The sequence below is a fragment of the Klebsiella sp. CN_Kp100 genome, assembly GCF_040065315.1.
Lineage (GTDB): Bacteria > Pseudomonadota > Gammaproteobacteria > Enterobacterales > Enterobacteriaceae > Klebsiella > Klebsiella oxytoca.
The window spans coordinates 65699-90210 of record NZ_JBEAIJ010000028.1 but is presented as its reverse complement, the minus strand read 5'-3'; the positions used below and the strand labels follow the sequence as shown (position 1 = coordinate 90210).

The following is a 24512-nucleotide window of genomic DNA, read 5'->3' as shown; positions in this document are numbered from 1 at the left end:
AAGAGAGTACAGCTATGTATCACCTTCGCGTACCGCAAACAGAAGAAGAGTTAGAGAGCTACTACCAGTTCCGCTGGGAGATGCTGCGTAAGCCGCTGCATCAGCCGAAAGGGTCCGAGCGCGATGCGTGGGATGCGATGGCGCACCATCAAATGGTGGTCGATGAAGAGGGTAATCTGGTTGCCGTTGGGCGACTGTATGTGAACGCGGAAAACGAAGCCTCGATCCGTTTTATGGCCGTACATCCGTCAGTACAGGATAAGGGGCTGGGAACCCTGATGGCGATGACGCTGGAGTCCGTCGCCCGTCAGGAAGGCGTTAAGCGCGTGACCTGTAGCGCCCGTGAAGACGCGGTAGAATTCTTTGCCAAGCTCGGGTTTGTGAACCAGGGTGAAATCACGACGCCGACCACCACGCCGATTCGTCATTTTTTGATGATTAAGCCAATAGCCTCGCTGGACGATATTTTACATCGCGGCGACTGGTGCGCTCAGCTGCAGCAGGCCTGGTATCAGCACATCCCTCTTAGTGAAAAAATGGGCGTGCGTATTCAGCAGTATACCGGGCAAAAGTTTATCACCACTATGCCGGAAGCCGGTAACCAGAACCCCCACCATACGCTGTTTGCCGGCAGCCTGTTTTCGCAGGCAACGTTAACCGGCTGGGGGCTTATCTGGCTGATGCTGCGCGAGCGGCATCTTGGCGGCACAATTATTCTCGCAGATGCTCATATTCGTTACAGTCAGCCCATTAGCGGACGCCCCAGCGCTGTTGCCGATCTCGGCTCATTAAGCGGCGATCTCGATCGCCTGGCGCGTGGGCGCAAAGCGCGGGTTCAGCTGCAGGTTGAGCTATTCGGTGACGATCGGCTCGGCGCGGTTTTTGAGGGTATCTATATCGTGCTTCCTGCGAAGCCGTTCGGCTCTTATGAAGAGGGTGGCAACGAAGAGGAGTAGCCTCCCTTTACGCTTATCTACTGGCCCGGTGATTTTACCCGCCAGGCGATATCTCTCATCGCGCTGGCTGCCGCTGGGCTGATACCGCCCAGCTGGAAGAAGCCGTGAATCACTCCGAGATAGCGCTGACAGGTGCACTCTACGCCCTGTTCAAGCAGACGCTGGTAAAGCGCTTCGCCTTCATCACGCAAAGGATCGTATTCTGCCGTCAGAATATGCACCGGCGGTAAGCCGTTAAAGTCTTTACGCCATAGCGGGCTGGCTTCCGGGTGGTGGAGTGTCGTCGACGAAAGGTACATTTCATAGCCGCTGAGCAGAGTGTCTTCGGTGATAATGTAATCTTTACCGTTATCGATATAGCTCTTCATACTGGCGGTGGCATCCAGCATCGGATAAATCAAAACAAGCTGCGCGGGTTGCCATGCCCGGGTGGTTTTCAGCCGCAGAGCGGTGACCAAGGCCAGATGACCCCCGGCGCTATCGCCCGCAAGCGTAATACGCGAAACGTCGATGCCTAACTGCGGCGCGTGGCGGTGAATAATCAGTGCGCCTTTTTCAGCATCGTCATGGGCGGCGGGAAAAGCGTGCTCCGGCGCCAGCCGGTATTGCACGGCGATAACCCGGCAGCCGCTGTGGTAAGCCAGCTGACGGAGCTGATGGTCATGCGTGGCGAAACTACCGCTGATAAAGCAGCCGCCGTGAAAATAGATGACCGCAGGGAGAGCGCCTGAGGCGTTGAGGGGGGAGACAATGCGAAATGTCATGCCTTCGAGCTCGATATCTTCTACCTGAACGCGCTTTTCTTGCTCCCCAGCCAGTACCGTGCTGGCGATATAGCCGCGTCTCCGGTCATCAATACTCTGAGCGCGCGATGAGGGGCGACCCGCATCGATAAACTCCCGCACCTGTATTGCAATACCCTTTTCAAGCGCCATTTTTATTCCCTTAACCTGTTTGGATATACAGGTTTATAGCCTGATTGTGAGCAAAAGAAAACCGGGGATTTTCGTTGGGAAGTGATTCTGGAAAGCGGCTCGCAAAAGTGAAACCCATTGCTGGACGAAGCAGCAATCGCAGGGAGGAGTATGGGATAAAGCTGCCGGATGCCATCGTACTGGCAACAGCGCAAATAGATCGTTATGAACTGGTCACGCGCAAAGCAAAAGTTTTGCCGGCATACCGGGAGTGATTACGCCTTATCATTTGTAAGTCGGGCAGCAGAAGAGGCTGCCCGACATGCTGCTCGCCGTTACTCCCCCTCTCCCGGGAACAGGAACGGGTTGATGGAGCTGCGGGCAAAGCCCTCTTGTTCCATCCGTGCGTCCAGCACCAGTGAGGCGAGGTCGTCGGCCACGGCTTCTACTTTGGGATCCTTTTCCTGATAAAGAATCTTCAGGTAGGTACCGCAGTCGCCGCAGCTTTCGGCTTTAATGGCCGCCTGCTCGTTATCTAAAGACCAGTAGTGCAGATCGCGCGTCTGTTCGCAGTTGCTGCATTTCACGCGCACCACGTGCCACTCGGTTTCACACAGGTTGCAGTGCAAATAGCGCAGGCCCTGAGTGGTGCCAATTTGCACTATGCTGGAGACCGGCATCGAGCCGCAAACCGGGCAGAATTGACGCTGCTCACCGTATTCGGCGCGAGCTTTACCGGGTATCAGGCTGGCCATCTGCGCCCAATAGAGCGATAGCGCGGCCCAAATAAACGGTGCTTTATCGCTGCTAACGGAGGCAAAATCGGAGACAAATAGCGCGCTTGCCATCAGTTCCAGCTCTTGCTCTGACGCTTTTTCCAGATTCTCGATAACCGCCAGCGCCGGGCCGCTCATCTCTGGCTTCAGTTCGGCAATCAGCGAATGCAGTAGCTTGTGCCAGTGCTTGTCGCGCGGTAAAACGTGAATATCGAGCGGCGGTTTGCCCTGATCGTTCGCTTCTTTAATGCGTGCGGTGAGATCCATCTGCAGGGGATGATCGTACAGCACCACTTCCTGCGCGTGGGCGATAAGCGCAGCAAAGCGCAGATAATCCCCCAGCGGATTATTTTCAGCCAGTTCGCGCAGGCGCTCGGCACGACGGTTATATAAATTTTTGAGTCGAGGAAACAACAACGGTGGAATCATATCCGTCGCGCGTTTCTCGCTCTTTTCCAGCTCATCTTGCGGGATGATACGAATGCTCATTCAGTCACTTCCTGGTTTCAGCAGATTCGGCGATGGTCGCGTCCGCTCTGTGATTTGGCGGGCATCATGCGCCCGCTCTGGTGATGTCATTAATGATAACCGTAATCGGCATACGGGATATACCCATGACATCGCAATGTGTGCGCTACGATACCTGATATCGATACCCCAGACTATGCGCCGTTAGGATTAGCCATCCTGCCCCATGAGTTTACAGTGCCAATCCCGCCTGCGGTGCATGATGGCTGGAGGCGGCAAAAGCGAACGGTATCCGCAAAAAAATGGCGTCGATATACGACGCCATTTATAAGACCAGCAAAGCGCACGCTTACGACTGGCGCTTATCCTGCTTTTCGCGGACTTCACGATACCAGCGCGGATGATGCTTCTTCGCCCAGGTCTTCGTGACCCAGCCTTCCACCATCGCGGTTATCGTGCCCTTCACCCACAGCGCGGCGTAAATATGCACCATGATCACCACAATCAGCGCCACCGCAGAGAAGGAGTGCAGCATCAGCGCGAAGCGGATAACCGGGATGGAGAACGCCGGCGCAAAGTACGGACGCCAGATAATCACCCCGCTGACCAGCAGCAGCACCAGCAAGATAATCGCTGCCCAGAACACGCATTTCTGGCCGAAGTTATAGCGTCCGGTATCGCCCACTTCCTCGTTGACGACAATCTTGCGAATATTCTTCGCCCAGAAAATATCGTCCCGGTTGATCAGGTTGTGGTGCCAGTAGCGGAAGAACATGATGATGAACGAGGCAAACATGATCACGCCCACAAACGGGTGCAGAATGCGCGCCAGCTGCGGTGTGCCCATGATTTGCATCAGCCAGTTGAAGGACGGGAAGAAAAAGCCCAGCCCGCTCACCGCCGCCAGCACGAAGCAGAAGGCGGTGACCCAATGGTTGATTCGCTCCGGCGCGGTGTAGCGCACGATGGTGTCACGTCTTTTCATTTGCGCACCTCGTCTTTCTTTTCATCCAGATTGTCCTCTTCCTCTTCCGCGCGGTTCGGACCGACGCCGACGTAGTGGAAGATGCTGGCGGCGAAGGTGGCCGCAAATCCGACCGCGGCCAGCGGTTTCCAGATCCCTTTCCAGAACTTCACGGTAGCGCTGATTTCCGGATTTTCCGGCAGGCCGTGATAGAGATTCGGCTTGTCGGCGTGGTGCAGCACGTACATCACGTGCGTGCCGCCAACGCCTGCCGGATCGTACAGACCTGCGTTGTCATAACCGCGGGTTTTCAGCTCGGCGACGCGCTCGCCTGCCAGCGTTTTCATATCCTCTTTGGAGCCAAAGTGGATAGCACCGGTCGGGCAGGTTTTCACGCAGGCCGGTTCCTGGCCAACGTTAACGCGGTCCACGCACAGCGTACATTTATAGACGCGGTTGTCTTCCGGATTCAGACGCGGCACGTTGAACGGGCAGCCAGCAATGCAGTAGCCGCAGCCGATGCACTGCTCAGACTGGAAGTCGACGATGCCGTTGGCATACTGAATGATTGCCCCTTCCGCCGGGCAGGCCTTCAGGCAGCCCGGATCGGCGCAGTGCATACAGCCATCCTTACGGATGAGCCACTCCAGTTTGTCGTTCTGCTCCACTTCCGAGAAGCGCATCACGGTCCAGGATTTGGCGGTCAGATCGGCGGGGTTATCGTACACCCCGACGTTATGACCCACTTCATCACGAATGTCGTTCCACTCGGAGCAGGCCACCTGACAGGCTTTACAGCCGATACAGGTCGTGACGTCGATAAGCTTCGCCACCTCTTCCTGATGGTCCCGCGCGTGCGGCGCGGGGGTGAAGCCGTTAGTCGCGGAACGACGGATAATGTCTTGCGATTGATAAGCCATAATTCGTCTCCGTTACGCCTTTTCCACGTTCACAAGGAAAGCCTTGAACTCCGGCGTCTGCGTGTTCGCATCCCCGACAAACGGCGTCAGGGTATTGGCGATAAACCCTTTCTTCGCCACGCCTTCGTAGCCCCAGTGAATCGGAATACCGATAGTATCGATATCCTTGCCGTCCGCTTTCAGCGTGCGAATACGCTTGGTCACCACCGCCTTGGCTTTAATATAGCCGCGGTTAGAGGAGACCTTCACGGTATCGCCATGGGCGATGCCGAGCTTGTTCGCCAGCTTCTCGCCGATCTCCACAAACTGCTCCGGCTGCGCGATGGCGTTGAGAAGCGCGTGCTTGGTCCAGTAGTGGAAGTGCTCGGTCAGACGGTAAGTGGTACCGACGTAAGGGAATTTTTCCGCTTTGCCCATCTGCTCAAGGTCGCCTTTAAAGACGCGAGCGGCCGGGTTAGAGACGACATTCGGGTGCAGCGGGTTAGTGCCCAGCGGCGTTTCAAACGGCTCGTAGTGTTCCGGGAACGGCCCCTCCGCCATCTTATCGATAGCGAACAGACGTCCCATCCCTTCCGGCTGCATGATAAACGGCCCGACATCGCTGTCCGGCGCCGCGGCGCTGTAGTCTGGAATATCCACGCCGCCCCACTTCGCGCCGTCCCATTTCAGGAGCTGACGCTTCGGATCCCACGGTTTACCCTGCGGGTCAGCGGAGGCGCGGTTATACAGGATACGGCGATTAAGCGGCCACGCCCATGCCCAGCCGAGGGTATTGCCAAGGCCTGATGGATCGGCGTTATCGCGACGGGCCATCTGGTTGCCGTCAGGCGTCCAGCTGCCGGCGAAGATCCAGCAGCCGCTGGAGGTCGTGCCGTCGTCACGCAGCTGCGCAAACGAACTGAGCTGCTGGCCTTTCTTGACGATCACAGCACCGGTTGCCGGGTCGGTGATGTCAGCCAGTGCCTTGCCGTTGCTCTCCATCGCCACTTCTTCCGATGCCGGTTCATGCGGCGTGGCGTAGTTCCACGTCATGTTCAGCACCGGTTCCGGCGCCGGTCCGCCCTGTTCGGCGTACATCTTGCGCAGGCGTAAGAAGATACCGGCGAGGATTTCACCGTCGGTGGCCGCAATCCCCGGGGCGTCAGCGCCTTTCCAGTGCCACTGCAGCCAGCGGCCGGAGTTAACGATGGAACCGTTCTCTTCGGCGAAGCAGGTGGACGGCAGGCGGAACACTTCGGTCTGGATTTTCGCCGGATCGACGTCGTTCGACTCTCCGTGGTTTTGCCAGAAAGTGGAGGTTTCGGTGTTGAGCGGATCGATGGTCACCAGGAACTTCAGTTTCGACAGCGACGCAACAACCTTGTTTTTGTTCGGGAACGAGGCTACCGGGTTAAAGCCCTGGCAGATATAGCCATTCACTTTACCCTGATTCATCATCTCGAAGTATTGCAGGACGTCGTAGCCCTTGTCCCACTTCGGCAGCCAGTCAAAGCCCCAGCTGTTTTCCGCCGTTGCTTTATCGCCAAAGAAGGCCTTCATCATCGAGACGAAGAATTTCGGGTAGTTACCCCAGTAGTTCACCTGATCCTTCAACAGCGGTTTCGGTGTATTGGCGGCGAGGTAGGTTTGCAGGTCAGTCTGTTTCTCGCTCGGCAGCGTCATATAGCCAGGCAGGCTCTGCGACAGCAATCCTAAGTCGGTGAGACCCTGAATGTTGGAGTGGCCGCGCAGGGCGTTTACGCCGCCGCCCGCCATGCCCATATTACCGAGCAGCAGCTGGATCATCGCCATGGTGCGAATGTTCTGCGCGCCGATGGAGTGCTGCGTCCAACCCAGTGCGTACAGGAAAGACGCGGTTTTATCCGGAGCGCTGGTTTCCGCAATGTACTCGCAGACTTTCAGGAAGTCCGCTTTTGGCGTTCCGCAGATATTTTCAACAACTTCTGGCGTATAGCGGGAAACGTGCTGCTTCAGCAAATTCCAGACGCAGCGCGGATGCTGCAGCGTGGTATCGCGTTTAGCAAAGCCGTTTTCATCCAGCTCATAGTTCCAGGAGGTTTTGTCGTACTTGCGGGCTTCGGCGTCATAGCCGCTGAATAAACCGTCTTCAAAGCTGTAATCTTCACGCACGATCAGGCTGGCGTTGGTATAGGCTTCGGTATATTCACGGTTAATCTTTTCATTGTTCAACAGGTACAGGATGACGCCTGACAGGAAGGTAATGTCAGTACCGGAACGAATTGGGGTATAGAAATCAGCCACCGACGCGGTACGCGTAAAGCGCGGATCGATCACAATCAGCTTCGCGCCATTGTGGATCTTGGCTTCCATCGCCCAGCGGAACCCAACCGGGTGAGCTTCAGCGGCGTTGCCGCCCATCACCACGATAAGATTGGCGTTCTTAATGTCGACCCAGTGGTTGGTCATCGCACCGCGACCAAATGTTGGAGCAAGACTTGCTACCGTTGGTCCGTGTCAGACGCGCGCCTGGTTGTCGACCGCGAGCATACCGAGCGCGCGGGTAAATTTCTGGGTTAAATAACCGGTTTCGTTACTGGAGGCGGAGGCGCACAGCATACCGGTGGTCAGCCAGCGGTTGACGGTGGTGCCTTCGCTATTCTGCGCGACAAAGTTGGCGTCGCGGTCTTCTTTCATCAGCTTAGCGATACGGTCGAATGCTTCATCCCAGCTGATTTGCTGCCATTTATCAGAGCCTGGCGCGCGATATTCTGGAAATTTCAGGCGACTTTCGGAGTGGATAAAGTCTACCAGACCGGCCCCTTTAGGGCAGAGCGCACCACGGTTGACCGGATGGTCCGGATCACCTTCGATATGGAAGATAGACGCTTTGGCATTTTTTGCGCCGTCGCCGAGGCTGTACATTAACAGCCCACAGCCAACGGAACAGTAAGTGCAGGTGTTACGGGTTTCGCGGGTGCGCAGCAGCTTGTACTGCCGTGTTTCCGCTAGCGCTAAACCGGGCGCAAAGCCCAGCGCCGCTGCCGTGGTTCCTGCCATACCGCCAGCGCAGATCTTAAAGAACTGCCTTCTGCTGACCTGCATGGTTCGCTCCTTGTTTCGACATTGTCACGTATAGTTATTTGCTTTGCGGTAAGGGCCGCAAAGGTTCAGAATTGGGGGTAATTTCCCTCGTTCCCGGAGGGATATAAACAGAATACCACATTGTGTGTATGCCTGTTCCAATACGGTTAAGACAAAGTGAACAAGAAGCCTCTTGAACAAATCGAAAATGTGACCGATATCACAGGTTATCGCCAGGTATCGCTCTGGAAGCGCCCAAATTTGCAACATCCTCAGCCAGACGAGTTAGCTGAAGAGGTACCCGTTGCGCTGGTTTATAACGGCATCTCGCACGTGGTGATGATGGCGACGCCGAAAGACCTGGCGCAGTTCGCCGTCGGCTTTTCCTTATCCGAAGGGATTATAGAGAACCGGCGCGAGATTTATGGCATCGATGTCGTTCAGGCCTGTAACGGCCTGGAAGTGCAAATTGAGCTCTCCAGCCGCCGCTTTATGGGATTGAAAGAGCGCCGTCGCGCGCTAGCCGGCCGCACCGGCTGTGGCGTATGCGGCGTGGAACAGCTCAACGATATCGGTAAGCCCGTGCAGCCTCTGCCTTTTACCCAGACGTTCGATCTGGCGAACCTCGATCGCGCGTTGGCGCATCTGCGGGATTTTCAGCCGATAGGCTGCCTTACCGGCTGCACGCACGCGGCGGCTTGGGTAACGCTTTCCGGCGAGCTCGCGGGCGGCCACGAAGACGTTGGCCGCCACGTGGCGCTGGACAAACTCCTCGGACACCGCGCGGAAGATGATGGCGCCTGGCAAAACGGTGCGGCGCTCGTCTCCAGCCGCGCCAGCTATGAAATGGTGCAGAAGGCGGCGATGTGCGGGGTGGAAATTCTTTTTGCGGTCTCTGCCGCGACCACGCTGGCGGTTGAAGTTGCTGAGCGCTGTAACCTGACGCTGGTGGGCTTCTGCAAGCCGGGTAGGGCAACCGTGTACACGCATCCGCAGCGGTTAATTGCAGGTTAAAATTAAGTCAGTTTTTTTGAATGATAACAGCAAATCCTTCCACTTTTTGTTTGGCGATGTGAGGGCTACTATTTATCACATCAAGGCACGGCGCCTTATCAAAACAACTAACGTAAAGGGTTTATCTCATGAAAAGCATCAAAACTTTTGTCGCTGTTATCGCACTGTCCGCTTCTTTTGGTTCCTTTGCTGCGGAAACCGTCACCGCTACCGCAGCAACGATGGACGGTGCGGAAGCGAAGATCGCCGCTCAGGCCCAGGCCGCAGGCGCGTCGTCTTACAAAATTACCGAAGCGTTTACCGGTAACCGCGTGCACATGACCGCTGAACTGAATAAATAAGCTTAAAGCTACTGTCGAAAGAGCGCCCAAGGGGCGCTTTTTTTTTGTCTGAAATTTATTCCCTGGGGTGCTTTACGTAGGCGCCTTTGCCGTGAGGAGCGACGATATCAGCACCAAACAGGTGGAATGCAGCTTTGCGCGTAGGGCCCTACAACAATGGACAGGCAGCAGATGAGAAAGTCGTGAACCCTCCCGACGCAAAAAAATGCGCTATTTATCACATTTCCGCCTTTTCATTACCGCCGGGTTTATTGGTCGAAACCGTCAAGCTGGCCGCAGAACGGCTCATTCAGGCAACTTAATGATCTTAAAGAAAATAAAAAAATAATTGTTAAGGCGATCGCCTTTTATAAAGGAGAGATTGATCACAAAAAACGTGATGATAAACCCGGTGTCAATATTAGGTGTGTCTAAATTTATCGACATATTGTGATCTCTATTGCAAATAACAGCCTTGAAGTCGGGGAAAAATGTTGGCAGGAAAAACGGCGGGGGCAGACAATGAAAATTGGCATTGTTATTAGCGGTGGCGATGTTTCTGGAATTAATAACTTTATATTTCAGATTGCCAGACTGGCGAGCGCCGATATCACCGTTTTTAACGGGGGCATACCCGGGTTATTGGATAAAAATCATCACGAAGTTGCGTGGCGCGATCTGGTTGATTTCTCCATAACGTCTATTCCGATCATCACATCCGGTCGGACCAGCCGCAAGCTGTTGCGCAGTGAATATGAAACCATAGCTAAAAAAATTAAATCATTGCGTATCGATGTGCTGATTATGGCCGGCGGCGACGGCAGCCTGCAGTTTCTCAATACGCTGAGTGAATTTGATATTAACTGCTTTGGCGTCGGGATGACTATCGATAATGATGTATACGGCAGCGATTATACGATTGGTTTTTCTACGGCCTGCGAGCAGATTCTTAAAGAAGTTTCCCGCTTAAGAAATACCGGAAGAGCATTACCGGGTCGGGTATTTATGGTTGAAATATTAGGAGGCTATTGTGGAGAGTTAACGTTGCAATCCGCTATTAAATCTAATGCTGATATTGCCCTGATTCCGGAATCACAGATGCCGTTAGAAGCGCTGGCCGAGCGGGTGAAGCACAAGCTAAAACAGCAAAATAGCGTGGTGATCCTCTGCTCTGAAGGCTACACCAGAGAGTATTCTCCCGGTTTTCAGGGGGCCATTGATACCATGATTAAGCAGCTTGAACCGCAAATTGGCGTACGCATCCGCAAAACCATCGTGGGCTACGGTTTACGCAGCGGCGACCCGACCTGCGAAGAAATCTATCAGGGGACGATTATGGCCTGCGAAGTGGTTCGCTGCATTCAGTCCGGCATGAAAAATAAAGCCATTATAATTAATTCCAGTAACAAACCTATTCCGATTGATTTAGTCAGTATGAAAAAACGTCTGGTCGATACCGAAGGACACCATTATAAACTTGCCAAACAACTCAATATTATTTGAGGAGACCCTACATGCTGAAAATTCTTTGCGTATGTGGCTGCGGCCTCGGTTCTAGCTTTGCCATCGAAATGACGGCGAAGGCGGTTTTAAAGAAACTGGAAATTCCGGCGCAAATTGAACATACCACAATTTCCGAAGCCGGGGCGTTTAAATCAGACATGATTCTGACGCAAAAAACCTTTGCCGATATATTAACCGCAGATGCCAGTGAGGAGGAAATTAAACGTGTGGTGGTACTGCATAAACTGACGGACAAAGATGAGGTTGAAGCCAAAATCGTCGCATTCTTAAAAGAGCGTAACCTGAAGGTGGCAGATTATGAATAGCTTTGTAGAGTTTATCGTCAAAGATTTGCTCGGCCAGGCTTCGATATTAATTGCATTTATTGCGATGCTGGGCCTGATTTTACAAAAAAAATCAGCGGGCAAAACGGCGGAGGGAACCTTTAAAACGCTGCTCGGTTTCTTAATAATGATGGCCGGAATCAACATTATTGTCGCCACGCTTACGTTCCTTAACGATATCTTCACCCAGGGATTCGGCATGAAAGGCTACATTACTGATGTTGCCGCCATCGCCGGGTTAGCCAATCGTGAATTAGGTTCCGAAGTGGCGCTGACCCTGATGGTCATTTTTGCCGTTAACATTATTATCGCCCGCCTGACGCCGCTCAAATATATCTTCCTGACCGGCCAGGCTTTGCTGTGGATGGCGACCATCGGCGCGGTAATAGGCTATAAAGCCGGGCTGACCGGACTGTCGCTGATTTTAACCGGCGGTATTTTCGGCGGCGTAATGGCGGTATTGATGCCCGCTCTTGCGCAGCCGGTGGTCAGACGTGTTACCGGTTCCGATGATGTGGCGCTGGGGCACTTCTGCACCATCGGCTATCTGGTGCAGGCGGCGGTGGCTAAAGTGGTCGGGAAAGGTTCCCGCTCAACCGAAGATCTTGAGCTACCTGATAACTTTAAGTTCCTCCAGGATACCTACCTTGCGATGGCGGTGGTAATGGTGCCGATGTACCTCATTCCCGCGCTTGCCGCAGGCCCGGAATATATCGCTCAGTTCTCCGGTGGTATTAACTACCTGATGTACGCCTTTATGCAGTCTATTCAGTTTGTGGCGGGGGTATTCGTTCTCTATAGCGGCGTGCGCTTATTGCTTAACGAGCTGGTGCCGGCATTCCGCGGCATCGCCATGCGCATTGTCCCGGACGCAAAACCCGCGCTGGATTGCCCGGTACTGTTCCCCTATGCGCCCAATGCGGTGATTGTCGGCTTCCTGGCAACGACCGTCGGTTCCATTATCGGCATGCTGGTATTCCCGATGTTTGGTCTGGCGATGATCCTGCCTGGCCTGTTAACCAACTTCTTTGCCGGCGGTACGGCAGGCGTGTTTGGCAACGCGCTGGGCGGCCGGCGCGGAGCGATGATTGGCGGCGTCATTCACGGCCTGTTTATTACCTTTCTGCCCGCCATTTTAGTGCCGATGCTGGAAAGCTACGGCTTTACCGGCGTCACTTTCAGCGATTCTGACGTCATTAGTTCCGGTCTGGTATTGGGCCACGCCTTCCAGAATAACTGGCTATTTGTTGCTCTGTTCATTGTTTTTGTTGCCGCACTGGCATGGTTCGTAAACGGTAAATCAGCTAAGCCAAAAGGGGAAAATATTCATGAGTCTGTATAACTTCAACGCGATTCTGCGCATTGCCCGGGAAAGGAATTTTAAAGCCATTGGCTCGTTTAATTTGCACTGTATTGAAATGCTGCCGGCGTTTTTTAAAGCGGCGCAAAAAAGCGATAGCCCATTAATGATTCAAATCTCTACCGGGACGGCGGAATATCTCGGCTATCGTTTACTGGTGGATGCCGTGCGCTCGCTCGCGGAAAGTGAAAACGTGCCGACCTGTCTGCATCTGGATCACTGCTCTGATATCAGCGCCATTGAAACGGCAATGGATGCCGGATTTTCATCAGTGATGTATGACGGCTCCCATCTGGGGCTGGAGGAGAATATCGGCAATACGCGTATCGTGGTGGAGATGGCGCGCCCGCGGAATATCACGGTAGAAGGCGAGCTGGGGGCAATAGGCGGCTCGGAAGATGGCAAAGCCGTTGCCGCAGAAGATATTTGTTTCACCACGGTGGAAGACGCCAAACGCTTTGTGAAGGAGACGCAGGTGGATATGCTGGCGGTCTCCGTAGGCACGGTACATGGCCTCTATACCGGCAAAGCGCAGATCCAGCATCAGCGGCTGAAAGAGATTAGCACCGCCACAGGCGTACCGTTAGTGCTCCACGGCGGTACCGGCGTCAGCGATGATGATATGCGCCTGGCCGTAACGGAAGGCATCAACAAAGTGAACGTCGGTACTGAAATGAACGTTCAGTGGGTCGATCAATGTAAAACCACTTTTGAAAAAGGCAAAGTTAACGACAGCGTGCGCAAATTCTTAATTCCGGCGAATAATGCGGTCACCCAGGTATTAATGGAAAAAATCGCGCTATTTAAATAATACTTTATTTTTAATCGTATTCCGTTGCCCTGCTGTCCGTCAGGGAGGAGCTCGCTATGTTTGAATCTTTGAAAACGCTGTGGAAAAAAGAGAGTAGCCCGCCGCAGGATTATGACGCACAGTCCCGCCAGCTGGCGGGGGAAATCGCCAGGCTGGAAGGCGAATTACGGGGCGACCCGGGAAATGGCGAAGTACAGAAAGCATTAATGCTGGTTTATAACCGGGCGCTGTCGGTATATGCCAAAAGCCATACGCATCGCCAGGAAATAGATGCGCTTTTTGTGCGCATTGATGAGTTACGTAATGTTATTCGCCGTAATATATAGGAAGTGATAATGACGATAAAAGAACTGCTTATTGAGGCCGATGCGATTCAGGTCGGCGTCACGGAGTCCGACTGGCAGAAGGTGATCCAACTGGCGGCCAGCCCGCTGGTGGCAAAGGGATATATCTCGGCAGATTACGGTCAGGCGGTGATCGATAATACCCTGCATCATGGCGCCTATTACGTTTTTGATGAGGGCATCGCCATCCCGCATGCCAGACCGGAGTGCGGCGTAAAGCGCAACTGCTTTAGCCTTGTTGTGCTGGATAAGCCAATTCAGTTTGCTGATAGCGAGAAGGCGGATATCGTCATTATGTTCGGCGCGCAGGACAGCAATGCCCATATAGAAGAGGGGATTCGTGCGATTGTCGCTCTGCTCGATAATAACGAGACCATGGAGAAGCTGCGGGCCGCCAGCAGCAAGGAGGAGGTCGTTGCGTTGCTATGAACAGATATCTCACACCCGGCTGCAAAACGGTAATTTTAATTAACGGCATTCCCGCCTCGGGTAAAAGCACCGTCACCCGGCAGCTATCGGCAGCGTTTAATCTGCCGCAGCTGGCCATCGACGGTATTAAAGAGCCGTTTATGGCGTGCTTTACCGGGATCGATCGGTCCTTCAACCGGCAGCTGGGCTGCGCCGCGTATGAAGTGATATGGTCGATTGTCGGTCAGTCACCGGCAGGCTGCATCTGGCTCATTGACGCCTGGTTTGGCTTTCAACCGCGCGACACGCTGCTGCAGCTGCTACAACAAGCGGGCGTTGAAAAGGTTCTGGAGGTCTGGAATCACATCCCGCCTGAGCTTGCGGTGGCGCGCTATGCCAGCCGGTTACACGATCGTAAGCCGGGGCATCCGGGCGAAGAGTATCTGCCGGAACTGGCTCGGCTGGCGCAGCAGGCGGAACCAATGCGGCTGGGGCCGGTATTGACCGTGGATCAGCAAAAACCGCTGGATATCGAGCGCGTTATTCTTTGGATTGCAGCACAGATTTAGTCAGGCTAAATAACATCATTAGTTTAAAAGCGCCTGCGGGCGCTTTTTTTGTATCGGCATAAAACGATTATGCGATATGATTTATCCTCCTGTCTTTAGATTGGTTTAATTGTTTTTAATAAAGGATAGTTATGAAAAGGAATTTATTGGCGGCAGCAATAAGCTGCGTCTTATTAATGGGGCTTGTTGGATGCGACGATAATAAATTACCCGAAAGCGCTCCTGCTCCTGCAGCAGCTCCGGCTAGTCCATCCGCATCTTCAGGTGCAGATAACAAGGAAGTTAAAAACGCCAGCCCAGACCGCATTATTAGCGAAAAGATGAGCGTATATATTGAGTGTTATAATGATATCGATGAAGATATTTATCGTAGCATTAAATACTATGCTCGCTGGTTAGACGATCTGAAGGTCGGTCCCACCGGAAAAGAAAAGAGTGTTGGTGGTATCACGGATGTTTCCGCAGAGTTTGATCAGTGCCTGGCCAATATGACGCACGTTTCGAGTTTAAAGCCGTCGCTGGATCCTATCGATAATCTCGCTTTACCTTATATTAATTCATCCATTAAGCTGGCAGAAGTCATCAATAAGATGAATAAATATTACGAACAGCAAGATTATAAAGATGATGCTTTCGCTAAAGGCAAAGCGCTGCATACTCAGTTTATTCAGGCATTAGCCGCGTTCAAACCCGCATCAGATGCTTACTCAGAAGCGATTCATGAAATTAATAACCGCCGTCAGGAACAGCAGTTGAAAAAGATTGAGGCCAAAGAAGGCAAGTCTTTTGATTACTATTCGCTATCCATTATGTTGACCAGCAAAAAGGTTAACCAGGCGCTTGAGGCGGATAAATTTGATACCGATGCTGCGATGAAACTCGTCCAGGATCTGGGTGAACAAATTGAGCAATTGAAATCAAAACAGGGCGAAACCAAAAAAGGTCCCCGGATGCGTGAGATCAGAGCCCCGACGTTTATCGAAGCGGCGGAAAAGTACCTTCTGGATGCCAAAACGCGCGTCCGCCGCGTTCGCGATAACACGCCGCTGACGTCTGGGGAAGCCATGTTGATGGATGGCGCCCCGCAAATGGTGGATGGCTCTTTTGAACATCTCATGGCGAGCTATAACCAGCTCGTAAGATGGTTTAATACATTGAGTGATTAACCTGGCTGAAGAATGATAAAAGCGCCTGTGGGCGCTTTTATCGTAAACCCGCCATCCGCAGCAGCGCCGTCACCACGGCAGCGGCGATAATCACCACGATCAGCGGCATCTTACGCCAGGCAAGAAATACCGCAAAGCCCACGCCCAGCACCCGCGCCATCCCGGCAAAATGTTCACCTTCGTAGAAGGTGGTTGCCAGCGCGACGGAAAAGAGCAGCACCGTTGCCGCATCGGAGAGTAGCGCCTGTGAGCGCTCAGAAAAGGCCAGCCGACTGCCGAGCTTCGCTCCGCCTAAGCGCATTAAGTAAGTGCCCAGCGACAGAATCGCGATACCGGCGATAAATAGCGTCATATTGCCCATTATTTTCTCCTCGTCAGCAGGCCAAACAGCGACAGTAAAACCGGCAGACCAACCGGCGCAAAAGGTACGGCGGCCAGCGACAGAGCTGCTCCGCTGCAGGCGCGGATCAGGGTGGTGCGATTTTTAAATGCCGGAACCACCAGCGCCAGCAGAATGGCCGGAAAGACCGCATCGAGGCCAATGGTTTCCGGAGCCGGGAGCAGTTTGCCGACCCCCGCGCCCAATAGCGCGCCCAATGGCCAGATCAGCGCCACGCCCAGACCGCACAGCCAGTAGGCCGCCCGCCGCTGCTCGGGGGTTTTCTGCGACAGACCAAACACCACGCTTTCATCGTTCATAATATGGCAGCCGAGGAAGCTGGCGGCGCGCTGGCCGACCAGGTCGCGAACCGTCACGCCGAAGGGAATATGACGAGCGTTGACCAGTAAACCGGCCGCCGCCGCCGCCAGGGGATTTCCGCCGCTGGCGACAATGCCGATAAACATAAACTCCGAGGCGCCCGCCAGGACGCTGACCGAAAGCACAAAGGGCACCCAAATCGGGAAACCGTAGGCAATGGCCAGCGAGCCATAGGACATACCAACGATGCCCACTGCAAGGCAGACTAAAACAATTGCTCTGAGGGTGTCGCCTTTAAGACTGGCGAAGTGATGTTTCATACTCTTTAGCCATATCGAACGAATTTCCATTATAATGAACGCAACAGAATCGTATTTCAAGACGAACGAAACGTTCGTTATAAAAAACACGGAGGGCTGGATGACTCAGCCAATTAGCCTGATTGCCAAAAGCCTGGTTCGTGAACGCGCGCGCACCGGTCTTTCCCTTGCTGAAGTTGCGCGACGGGCGGGAATTGCCAAATCAACGTTATCGCAGCTGGAGTCCGGTAACGGTAACCCGAGTCTGGAAACGCTGTGGGCGCTGTGCGTGGCCCTCGATATTCCTTTTGCCCGGCTGCTGGAGCCGCAGGTCAACACCACCCAGGTGATCCGCCGCGGCGAGGGGACGAAAGTGATTGCCGAGCAGGCAAACTATCAGGCAATTTTACTCGCCGCCTGCCCGCCGGGCGCGCGGCGCGATATCTATCTCCTGCTAACCCAGCCGGGGGCTGACCGTATCTCTCACCCTCATCCACCGGGTTCCGTGGAACATATTATTATCACCCAGGGGCGGGCGCGGGTCGGCCTCACGGAGGCGCCGGAAGAGTTGGGAGAGGGGGATTACATCTGCTATCCCGCCGATCGGGAGCACGTTTTCCAGGCGCTGGAACCGGATACCCAGGCGCTATTGGTCGCCGAGCAGAACTAGTCACGGCGGCAGGGTGGACGCCATGCCCGTATTGCGGGACACTAGCCGCATTCTCCCGCGAAGACAGGGAAACTTATGTCGCTGAAAGCCATTGCTAAAGAACTTGGGATCTCGGTTACAACCGTCAGCCGCGCGTTGAACGGCTATGACGACGTGTCGCAGGAGACGCGCGCCCGCGTCGAGGCCGAAGCGCAGCGTCGCGGCTATCGGCCAAACACCTTTGCGCGCCGCCTGAAAATGGGCAAAATCGACGCCGTCGGCCTGGTGTTCCCCGTGCGTCCCGCGCCGTTGAATAACAACGTCTTTCTCGAAATGGTAGGCGAAATCAGCCACGAGCTGGCGCGCTATGAGATCGATTTACTGCTGATAGCCGATGACGAACAGGCCGATAAACACGGTTATATGCGTATGGTGCAGAGTCGTCGTGTTGATGCGCTGATTGTTGCCCATACCCTGGACGATGATCCGCGCCTGATTCAGCTGCTCTCTTCCGGCTTTCCTTTTCTCGCCCTGGGGCGCAGCCGTCTGCCACAGCCCTATGCCTGGTTTGATTTCGATAACCAGGCGGGAACGTACCGCGCAACCCGCCATCTGATTAGCCAGGGGCACCAGCGTATAGCGCTGCTGAGCGAAAATAACAATCAGGCGTTTATTACGCAGCGCCGCAATGGTTACCTGCAAGCTCTGCGCGAAGCGGGGCTGGCTGAAACCTGGCTGCGCAGCGTGTCGCCCACCCGCCGCGGAGGGTTTCAGGCGACGATGGAGCTGCTGCGTCTGCCCGAACCGCCTACGGCGATAGTCACCGATTGCAACACCCACGGCGACGGCGCGGCGATGGCACTTGCTCAGCTCGGGCGTCTTACCGGCTCCGATCGCGTCTCACTGGTGGTTTATGATGGCTTGCCGCAGGACAGCATCATCGAAACTCCGGTGGGCGCGGTGATCCAGTCCACCCGGCAGGGCGTGGGCCGCCAGATAGCCAGCATGGTTCGCCGCTTAATCGCCGGCGACGATCTCGCCTCTCTCCAGGTGCTCTGGCAGCCTGAATTTATCCCCGGCGAAACTGCCTGATTCCCCTCCCGTCAGATTAATTTCCTGAACTCGATCACGGATCCGAAACGTTTTGGTTGGCGTCCGAAACGTTTCGGATCAACAGTAAGCTATTCCTTGTTGTGGAGAAGTCTGATGTCTGATTCGATTTTACGCCTGCAAAGCGCAGCGGTTGATGTGGTGATCAAAACCCGCCCGTTCGCCGAAATTATCTACTGGGGGCCGCATTTAAGCCATTTTTCGCCGCAGGATGCCCTGAGCATTGCCCGCCCGGTGGCCAATGGTCGTCTTGATGTGGATTCACCGGTGACCTTAATGGCTGAGCTGGGTCACGGCCTGTTCGGCGCGCCGGGCATCGAAGGCCACCGTCATGGGCTGGACGCTTCGCCGATGTTCACCACGACCGAGGTGGCGCAGGATGGGCAGAATTTAACCATCATCAGTGAAGATGCTCAGGCAGGCCTGCGGTTATGCAGTGAAATTCAGCTTGATAACAGCGGCGTGCTGAGCGTTCGCCATGGCTTGACCAACCTGCGTCCGCAGCCGTGGCAGGTAGATCGCCTGGCCGTCACGCTACCGGTCGCCGAGCGCGCCCGCGAAGTCATGGCCTTTCATGGCCGCTGGATCCGCGAATTCCAGCCCCATCGTCTGCTCCTTGAACATGACAGCTTCGTGCTGGAAAACCGTCGCGGACGCACTTCCCATGAACATTTTCCGGCGCTGATTACCGGCAGCCAGGCCTTTAGCGAGATGCAGGGGGAAGTATGGGGCGTGCATCTGGGCTGGAGCGGTAACCATCGCCTGCGGGCGGAAGTGAAAACCGATGGCCGTCGCTACCTGCAGGCGGAAGCGCTCTATCTGGCGGGCGAAATGGCGCTGGCGGAGGGGGAAACCCTCTGGACTCCGCACCTCTACGGTAGCTATTCAGCGCAGGGGCTGAACGGCATGAGCCAGCAGTTCCATCGTTATCTGCGCGAACGGATTATTCGCTTTCCGGGTAACAAACCGCGCCCGGTGCATCTCAATACCTGGGAAGGGATCTATTTCGACCACGACCCGCAGTACATCATGCGCATGGCGGATGAGGCGGCGGAACTGGGCGTTGAGCGCTTTATCATTGATGACGGCTGGTTTAAAGGGCGCAACGACGACTGGGCGGCGCTCGGCGACTGGTATCTTGATGAGCAAAAATATCCACACGGTCTGACCCCGGTTATCGACCACGTAAAATCGCTGGGCATGGAGTTCGGCATCTGGGTTGAGCCAGAAATGATTAACCCTGACTCCGATTTATACCGCGCGCATCCTGACTGGGTGCTGGCGCTGCCGGGCTATACGCCGCTTCCCGGGCGCCATCAATTTGTGCTGAATCTGAATATCCCGGAAGCCTTTGATTATCTGCTGGAGCGGATGAGCTGGCTGCTGGGCGAGCACGCGGTGGATTATGTGAAGTGGGATATGAACCGCGAACTGGTACAGCCCGGGCATAACGGTAAAGCTGCCGCCGATGCGCAAACCCGCCAGTTCTATCGCCTGCTCGATACGCTGGTGGCTCGCTTCCCGCATATTGAATTTGAGTCCTGCTCCTCCGGCGGCGGGCGAATCGACTACGAAGTGCTGAAGCGCAGCCATCGCTTCTGGGCTTCAGATAATAACGATGCCCTGGAGCGCAACACTATCCAGCGCGGCATGAGCTACTTCTTCCCGCCGGAAGTCATGGGCGCGCATATCGGCAACCGCCACTGTCACGCCACCTTCCGCCAGCACAGCATTGCGTTTCGCGGCCTGACGGCGCTGTTCGGCCATATGGGGCTTGAGCTGGACCCGGTAAGCGCTGACGAACAAGAGCGTGCCGGCTACCGCAAATACGCGGCGTTGCATAAGCAGTGGCGCGATGTGATTCATCACGGCGTGCAGTGGCGTATCGATATGCCGGACGCCACGACGCTGGCGCACGGCGTGGTAAGCGAAGATCGAAGCCAGGCGATTTTCCTCGTCAGCCAGCTGGCGATGCCGGACTACACCCTGATGGCGCCGCTGCGCGTGCCGGGACTGGAAGCGGGAGCGCGCTACCAGGTCACGCTGCTCGACCATCCGAATATTCAGATTACGGGAGAGGGCGGCCACACCATGCGTAAGCTGCCGGAATGGATGACGACGCCGCAGACCGTAAGCGGCGAGTGGTTGCAACTGGCGGGGCTGGCGCTGCCAATCCTTGACCCGGAAAGCGCCATTTTGATTGGCCTGCAACGCGTGTGATGACGACGGGCCGCGCGGCGGCCCTTTTTGAGGAATACACTATGAACCCGACCGTCTGTACCCATAAAAACAACCCCAATTTCTGGATTTTCGGGCTGTTCTTCTTTCTCTACTTTTTCATTATGGCCACCTGCTTTCCGTTTTTGCCGATCTGGTTATCGGATGTCATCGGCCTGAATAAAACCGAGACCGGGATTGTTTTCTCCAGCCTGTCGCTGTTTGCTATCTGTTTTCAGCCGATACTGGGCGTGATCTCCGATAAGCTGGGGCTGAAAAAGCATCTGATGTGGATTGTCACCGTGCTGCTGGTGCTGATCGCGCCCTTTTTCCTCTACGTTTTTGCGCCGTTGCTGAAAACCAATATCTGGCTCGGCGCGCTGAGCGGCGGAGCCTATATTGGCTTTGTGTTCTCCGCCGGCGCCGGGGCGATGGAGGCCTATATCGAACGCGTGAGCCGCAATAGCGGGTTTGAATACGGCAAGGCGCGGACTTTTGGCTGCCTCGGCTGGGCCCTGTGCGCCACCACGGCGGGGATGCTGTTCAGCGTTAACCCGGAGTGGGTGTTCTGGATGGGCTCCGCCGCCGCGCTGGTACTGGTTGTGCTGGTGGCTATCGCTAAACCGCAGGCCAGTCAGAGCGCACAGGTGATGGATTCTTTAGGGGCTAATCGTCCGGCGGTGGATTTAAAAACTGCCGTGAGCATGTTCCGCCAGCGCAAAATGTGGATGTTTATTCTGTACGTCATCGGCGTCGCCTGCGTTTATGACGTCTTCGATCAGCAGTTTGCCACCTTCTTTAAATCCTTTTTTGCCACCCCTGAATCGGGCACCCGCGCTTTTGGTTTTGCGACCACCGCCGGGGAAATATGCAACGCGATTATTATGTTCAGCTCGCCGTGGATTATTAACCGCATCGGGGCGAAAAATACGTTACTGATTGCCGGAATGGTGATGGCGGCAAGGATGATCGGTTCATCGTTTGCCACGACGGCTGCGGAAGTGGTGGCGCTGAAAATGCTCCACGCGCTGGAAGTGCCGTTCCTGCTGGTGGGGGCCTTTAAATATATCACCGGCGTATTTGACGTCCGCCTGTCGGCGACGATTTATCTGGTTGGCTTCCAGTTTTCCAAACAGGTGGCGGCGATCTTCCTCTCCGCTTTTGCCGGCAACATGTATGACCGCATCGGCTTCCAGGACACCTATATGATCCTCGGCGGAATTGCCCTGGCCGTTACGCTAATATCCGGCTTTACCTTATCGGGTAAGGCAAAGCCGGAAAAGATTAGCGATAGCGCTATGACGGTTTAGCCAACGGAGCAATTATTCACCGTGACAGGAGCGGTTTGTATGATGGATATGAAAGAAAGAATGAACAGCGGCGAGCTCTATATTGATTCAGGATATGGCTTACCGCAGCAGCGGTTGATGGGGAAGGCGCGAGCCTATGAGTACAACCACTCCCATCCGTTTAACCAGGAATTAAGAAACGACATTATTCAGCGGATGTTTGCCCGCGTGGGTAAAGAATGCTGGATAGAACCACCGATTAATTTTGCCTACGGAACTCACATCTCCATTGGCGATAATTTTTACGCTAACTTTAATCTGACGCTGGTTGATGATGCTGAGATCACCATTGGTAATAACGTGATGTTTGCGCCAAATGTGACGATTTCAACCGCCGGCCACCCGATCCATCCGGATCTGCGCCACACCCAGCAGCAGTTCTCTTTGCCGGTGGTTATTGAAGACGGCGTCTGGCTGGGCACCGGGGTGATTATCAATCCTGGCGTCACTATCGGAAAAAACTCGGTCATTGGCGCCGGGAGCGTGGTGAACCGTTCCATACCGGCAAATGTTGTCGCCGCAGGCGTCCCTTGTCGGGTATTAAGAGACATTACCGATGAGGATAAAAATAAATATCAGCTGTTCGTAGGCTGAAATTCAATAATAAAACAGAAAATCTTCCTGATATAAAAAATAAAAATATATACGGGTGAGTTTATAACTCACCTGGCCCTCTTTTACCTCCGGAAAATAAAAATGAATAAAACAGCATTATCGATAGCCATAGGTTTGTCTTTGATAACCGGTTCAGCGGTAGCGAAAAATAATCATCTGACGCTGGAACAAAGGATGGAGCTGCTTGAAGCGCGGCTTGCCGCCGCTGAAAGCCGGGCGGCGGTGGCCGAAGGCCAGGTGCGGGATTTACAGGCGAAGCAGAATTCCGCTATACAGGCGGCGCAAACCAGCGTAGCGGTTAAAAGCATGGCCCCTACCGCTGAGAGTAAAAAAAATATTTCAGTTCCTGAGCTGAAATTATCCGGCTATGGCGATCTGAAAATCTACGGCGATGTCGAATTCAATATGGATGCGGAAAGCAAACATGGCTTGCTGGCCATGACCAATGCCGACGTTGGCAGCGATACAACCTATGATAAGTGGGATTTAAACGGCCGCATTCTGCTCGGTTTTGACGGTATCCGTAAAATGGAAAACGACTATTTTGCCGGGTTCTCTATCCAGCCGCTAGCGGACATGACCGGTTCGATGAACCTTGATGATGCGGTTTTCTTCTTTGGTCAGGAGAACGACTGGAAGGTGAAAGTGGGGCGTTTTGAGGCGTACGATATGTTCCCGCTAAATCAGGATACCTTCGTTGAGCACTCAGGAAATACCGCTAACGACCTGTACAGTGACGGACATGGCTATATCTATATGATGAAAGAGGGACGCGGTCGTTCTGACGCAGGCGGTAACTTCTTGCTGAGTAAACAGTTAGATAACTGGTATTTTGAGCTTAATACACTGTTGGAAGACGGTACTTCGTTGTATAACGACGGCGGTTATCACGGTCGCGACATGGAGCAGAAAAAGAACGTGGCGTACCTGCGTCCGGTGGTGTCCTGGGCAAAGGATGAATTTTCCGTTGCGGCGGCCGTGGAAGCGAACGTGGTACAGAATGCCTACGGCTATAAAGATACGCAGGGTCACTTCGTCGATCAGTCTGACCGCACCGGCTATGGCCTGACCATGACCTGGAACGGCCTGAAGAGCGACCCGGCGGATGGTGTGGTAGTAAACCTGAATACCGCTTATATGGATGCCAATAACGAGAAGGATTTCACCTCCGGGGTGAACGCGCTATGGCGGCGCTTTGAGCTGGGATATATCTACGCGCATAATAAAATCAGCGATTATGCCGGCGTGATTTGCGAGAACGACTGCTGGATTAAGGACCAGGGCACTTACAATATTCATACTTTGCACGCCTCGTATCAAATTCCGAACGTCATGAACATGCAGAACTTTAATATTTATCTCGGCGCTTATTACTCCTTTCTCGACAGCGACGACAAGCTGAGTCAGGGGGATGATGACGATCGCTACGGCGCGCGGGTGCGCTTTAAGTATTTCTTCTGATAATTATCGTTATAGCCAGAGTACATTCTATTAAATTGCACATTACTTTAACGAACGGTAGCCGCTATATATAATTAAGCCAGCACTTCTCATGCCTCATCCTGAGTGAAGATGTCATCTGACACTCTGTCGTTTACTCGGCAAAAAGGATGAGGTGCCTTCATGCGTTCAATACCTTTCAGCTAAATCCCACACGACCACCAGCAATATTTTTTTGACATAATATATTATTC

Annotated in this window: 24 protein-coding genes and 1 pseudogene; 18 read left to right on the top strand and 7 right to left on the bottom strand. The window is 54.2% G+C overall.

Annotated features, from left to right (window positions below):
- Nucleotides 1-14 precede the first annotated feature (14 nt).
- Nucleotides 15-956: a fatty acid biosynthesis protein FabY gene (gene fabY, locus ABLV12_RS09205; protein ID WP_004107372.1), complete on the top strand. Its 942-nt coding sequence runs from the start codon at nt 15-17 to the stop codon at nt 954-956.
- 17 nt (nt 957-973) lie between these two features.
- Here the strand turns inward: fabY and ABLV12_RS09200 are convergent, their stop codons facing one another.
- Nucleotides 974-1891 (bottom strand): alpha/beta hydrolase, encoded by a 918-nt coding sequence (locus tag ABLV12_RS09200; RefSeq protein ID WP_004107374.1) that lies wholly within the window; start codon nt 1889-1891, stop codon nt 974-976.
- A gap of 110 nt (nt 1892-2001) precedes the next feature.
- Here ABLV12_RS09200 and ABLV12_RS09195 point away from each other — a divergent pair.
- Nucleotides 2002-2165 (top strand): annotated as a pseudogene (locus tag ABLV12_RS09195) (VapC toxin family PIN domain ribonuclease); the annotation flags it as partial.
- A 40-nt stretch (nt 2166-2205) separates the two neighbouring features.
- Here the strand turns inward: ABLV12_RS09195 and fdhE are convergent.
- The 4 genes from fdhE to fdnG all read right to left on the bottom strand — a co-directional run bounded on the left by fdhE (nt 2206) and on the right by fdnG (nt 8061).
- Nucleotides 2206-3135 carry a formate dehydrogenase accessory protein FdhE gene (fdhE, locus tag ABLV12_RS09190; protein WP_004116785.1) on the bottom strand — a complete coding sequence of 310 codons (930 nt, stop codon included), beginning with the start codon at nt 3133-3135 and terminating at the stop codon, nt 2206-2208.
- Nucleotides 3136-3463: 328 nt separating this feature from the next.
- Nucleotides 3464-4099: a formate dehydrogenase cytochrome b556 subunit gene (fdoI, locus tag ABLV12_RS09185; RefSeq protein WP_004116787.1), complete on the bottom strand. Its 636-nt coding sequence runs from the start codon at nt 4097-4099 to the stop codon at nt 3464-3466.
- On the bottom strand, nt 4096-4998 hold the full coding sequence (gene fdxH / locus ABLV12_RS09180) for a formate dehydrogenase subunit beta (RefSeq protein ID WP_160887285.1): 903 nt from the start codon (nt 4996-4998) through the stop codon (nt 4096-4098). The genes fdoI and fdxH overlap by 4 nt, the downstream gene beginning before the upstream one ends.
- A gap of 12 nt (nt 4999-5010) precedes the next feature.
- Complete coding sequence (fdnG, locus tag ABLV12_RS09175) at nt 5011-8061, bottom strand: formate dehydrogenase-N subunit alpha (RefSeq protein WP_094298909.1); 3051 nt, start codon at nt 8059-8061, stop codon at nt 5011-5013.
- Between the two features lie 156 nt (nt 8062-8217).
- Between fdnG and fdhD the strand changes: the two genes are divergently transcribed.
- From fdhD to ABLV12_RS09125, 10 genes are all read left to right on the top strand, one after another.
- Nucleotides 8218-9054: a formate dehydrogenase accessory sulfurtransferase FdhD gene (gene fdhD / locus ABLV12_RS09170; RefSeq protein WP_049591436.1), complete on the top strand. Its 837-nt coding sequence runs from the start codon at nt 8218-8220 to the stop codon at nt 9052-9054.
- 128 nt (nt 9055-9182) lie between these two features.
- Nucleotides 9183-9395, top strand: a complete 213-nt coding sequence (locus ABLV12_RS09165; RefSeq protein ID WP_004107394.1) for a YdgH/BhsA/McbA-like domain containing protein — start codon at nt 9183-9185, stop codon at nt 9393-9395.
- Nucleotides 9396-9896: 501 nt separating this feature from the next.
- Complete coding sequence (locus ABLV12_RS09160; protein ID WP_160887283.1) at nt 9897-10877, top strand: 6-phosphofructokinase; 981 nt, start codon at nt 9897-9899, stop codon at nt 10875-10877.
- A gap of 11 nt (nt 10878-10888) precedes the next feature.
- Nucleotides 10889-11203, top strand: coding sequence for a PTS sugar transporter subunit IIB (locus ABLV12_RS09155; RefSeq protein ID WP_004107427.1), 315 nt, complete (start codon nt 10889-10891; stop codon nt 11201-11203).
- Complete coding sequence (locus ABLV12_RS09150; RefSeq protein ID WP_348866997.1) at nt 11196-12563, top strand: PTS sugar transporter subunit IIC; 1368 nt, start codon at nt 11196-11198, stop codon at nt 12561-12563. The genes ABLV12_RS09155 and ABLV12_RS09150 overlap by 8 nt, the downstream gene beginning before the upstream one ends.
- A complete protein-coding gene (locus ABLV12_RS09145; RefSeq protein WP_160887279.1) occupies nt 12550-13392 on the top strand; it encodes a class II fructose-bisphosphate aldolase in 843 nt (280 codons plus the stop codon). Before ABLV12_RS09150 ends, ABLV12_RS09145 begins: the two co-directional genes overlap by 14 nt.
- 56 nt (nt 13393-13448) lie before the next feature.
- Complete coding sequence (locus ABLV12_RS09140; protein ID WP_024274856.1) at nt 13449-13718, top strand: hypothetical protein; 270 nt, start codon at nt 13449-13451, stop codon at nt 13716-13718.
- Between the two features lie 9 nt (nt 13719-13727).
- Complete coding sequence (locus tag ABLV12_RS09135; protein ID WP_004107437.1) at nt 13728-14165, top strand: PTS sugar transporter subunit IIA; 438 nt, start codon at nt 13728-13730, stop codon at nt 14163-14165.
- Nucleotides 14162-14713, top strand: a complete 552-nt coding sequence (locus ABLV12_RS09130; RefSeq protein WP_004116811.1) for a hypothetical protein — start codon at nt 14162-14164, stop codon at nt 14711-14713. Before ABLV12_RS09135 ends, ABLV12_RS09130 begins: the two co-directional genes overlap by 4 nt.
- Before the next feature lie 131 nt (nt 14714-14844).
- A complete protein-coding gene (locus ABLV12_RS09125; RefSeq protein ID WP_348866995.1) occupies nt 14845-15879 on the top strand; it encodes a YiiG family protein in 1035 nt (344 codons plus the stop codon).
- Between the two features lie 37 nt (nt 15880-15916).
- On the opposite strand, the gene ABLV12_RS09120 is transcribed toward ABLV12_RS09125, so the two are convergent.
- The gene (locus ABLV12_RS09120; protein ID WP_004107443.1) at nt 15917-16240 is read right to left on the bottom strand and encodes an AzlD domain-containing protein; all 324 of its coding nucleotides are present in this window, start codon (nt 16238-16240) and stop codon (nt 15917-15919) included.
- Nucleotides 16240-16899 (bottom strand): AzlC family ABC transporter permease, encoded by a 660-nt coding sequence (locus tag ABLV12_RS09115; RefSeq protein WP_016809579.1) that lies wholly within the window; start codon nt 16897-16899, stop codon nt 16240-16242. Before ABLV12_RS09115 ends, ABLV12_RS09120 begins: the two co-directional genes overlap by 1 nt.
- Before the next feature lie 100 nt (nt 16900-16999).
- On the opposite strand from ABLV12_RS09115, the gene ABLV12_RS09110 reads away from it, so the two are divergent.
- From ABLV12_RS09110 to ABLV12_RS09085, 6 genes are all read left to right on the top strand, one after another.
- On the top strand, nt 17000-17548 hold the full coding sequence (locus ABLV12_RS09110; protein WP_004107447.1) for an XRE family transcriptional regulator: 549 nt from the start codon (nt 17000-17002) through the stop codon (nt 17546-17548).
- Nucleotides 17549-17623: 75 nt separating this feature from the next.
- Nucleotides 17624-18619, top strand: coding sequence for a substrate-binding domain-containing protein (locus ABLV12_RS09105; RefSeq protein WP_004107449.1), 996 nt, complete (start codon nt 17624-17626; stop codon nt 18617-18619).
- Nucleotides 18620-18733: 114 nt separating this feature from the next.
- A complete protein-coding gene (locus tag ABLV12_RS09100; RefSeq protein WP_348866994.1) occupies nt 18734-20857 on the top strand; it encodes an alpha-galactosidase in 2124 nt (707 codons plus the stop codon).
- Between the two features lie 41 nt (nt 20858-20898).
- Nucleotides 20899-22164, top strand: coding sequence for an MFS transporter (locus ABLV12_RS09095; protein WP_233679406.1), 1266 nt, complete (start codon nt 20899-20901; stop codon nt 22162-22164).
- Nucleotides 22165-22203: 39 nt separating this feature from the next.
- Complete coding sequence (locus ABLV12_RS09090; protein WP_348866993.1) at nt 22204-22797, top strand: maltose acetyltransferase domain-containing protein; 594 nt, start codon at nt 22204-22206, stop codon at nt 22795-22797.
- 102 nt (nt 22798-22899) lie between these two features.
- On the top strand, nt 22900-24279 hold the full coding sequence (locus ABLV12_RS09085) for a carbohydrate porin (RefSeq protein ID WP_348866992.1): 1380 nt from the start codon (nt 22900-22902) through the stop codon (nt 24277-24279).
- Nucleotides 24280-24512 lie beyond the last annotated feature (233 nt).

Bases quoted from the DNA above. Each gene is read 5' to 3' on its own strand.
- fabY (WP_004107372.1), top strand. From the start codon at position 15: ATGTATCACCTTCGCGTACCGCAAACAGAAGAAGAGTTAGAGAGCTAC.
- ABLV12_RS09200 (WP_004107374.1), bottom strand. From the start codon at position 1,891: ATGGCGCTTGAAAAGGGTATTGCAATACAGGTGCGGGAGTTTATCGAT.
- fdhE (WP_004116785.1), bottom strand. From the start codon at position 3,135: ATGAGCATTCGTATCATCCCGCAAGATGAGCTGGAAAAGAGCGAGAAA.
- fdoI (WP_004116787.1), bottom strand. From the start codon at position 4,099: ATGAAAAGACGTGACACCATCGTGCGCTACACCGCGCCGGAGCGAATC.
- fdxH (WP_160887285.1), bottom strand. From the start codon at position 4,998: ATGGCTTATCAATCGCAAGACATTATCCGTCGTTCCGCGACTAACGGC.
- ABLV12_RS09165 (WP_004107394.1), top strand. From the start codon at position 9,183: ATGAAAAGCATCAAAACTTTTGTCGCTGTTATCGCACTGTCCGCTTCT.
- ABLV12_RS09160 (WP_160887283.1), top strand. From the start codon at position 9,897: ATGAAAATTGGCATTGTTATTAGCGGTGGCGATGTTTCTGGAATTAAT.
- ABLV12_RS09155 (WP_004107427.1), top strand. From the start codon at position 10,889: ATGCTGAAAATTCTTTGCGTATGTGGCTGCGGCCTCGGTTCTAGCTTT.
- ABLV12_RS09150 (WP_348866997.1), top strand. From the start codon at position 11,196: ATGAATAGCTTTGTAGAGTTTATCGTCAAAGATTTGCTCGGCCAGGCT.
- ABLV12_RS09145 (WP_160887279.1), top strand. From the start codon at position 12,550: ATGAGTCTGTATAACTTCAACGCGATTCTGCGCATTGCCCGGGAAAGG.
- ABLV12_RS09140 (WP_024274856.1), top strand. From the start codon at position 13,449: ATGTTTGAATCTTTGAAAACGCTGTGGAAAAAAGAGAGTAGCCCGCCG.
- ABLV12_RS09135 (WP_004107437.1), top strand. From the start codon at position 13,728: ATGACGATAAAAGAACTGCTTATTGAGGCCGATGCGATTCAGGTCGGC.
- ABLV12_RS09130 (WP_004116811.1), top strand. From the start codon at position 14,162: ATGAACAGATATCTCACACCCGGCTGCAAAACGGTAATTTTAATTAAC.
- ABLV12_RS09125 (WP_348866995.1), top strand. From the start codon at position 14,845: ATGAAAAGGAATTTATTGGCGGCAGCAATAAGCTGCGTCTTATTAATG.
- ABLV12_RS09120 (WP_004107443.1), bottom strand. From the start codon at position 16,240: ATGGGCAATATGACGCTATTTATCGCCGGTATCGCGATTCTGTCGCTG.
- ABLV12_RS09115 (WP_016809579.1), bottom strand. From the start codon at position 16,899: ATGAAACATCACTTCGCCAGTCTTAAAGGCGACACCCTCAGAGCAATT.
- ABLV12_RS09110 (WP_004107447.1), top strand. From the start codon at position 17,000: ATGACTCAGCCAATTAGCCTGATTGCCAAAAGCCTGGTTCGTGAACGC.
- ABLV12_RS09105 (WP_004107449.1), top strand. From the start codon at position 17,624: ATGTCGCTGAAAGCCATTGCTAAAGAACTTGGGATCTCGGTTACAACC.
- ABLV12_RS09100 (WP_348866994.1), top strand. From the start codon at position 18,734: ATGTCTGATTCGATTTTACGCCTGCAAAGCGCAGCGGTTGATGTGGTG.
- ABLV12_RS09095 (WP_233679406.1), top strand. From the start codon at position 20,899: ATGAACCCGACCGTCTGTACCCATAAAAACAACCCCAATTTCTGGATT.
- ABLV12_RS09090 (WP_348866993.1), top strand. From the start codon at position 22,204: ATGATGGATATGAAAGAAAGAATGAACAGCGGCGAGCTCTATATTGAT.
- ABLV12_RS09085 (WP_348866992.1), top strand. From the start codon at position 22,900: ATGAATAAAACAGCATTATCGATAGCCATAGGTTTGTCTTTGATAACC.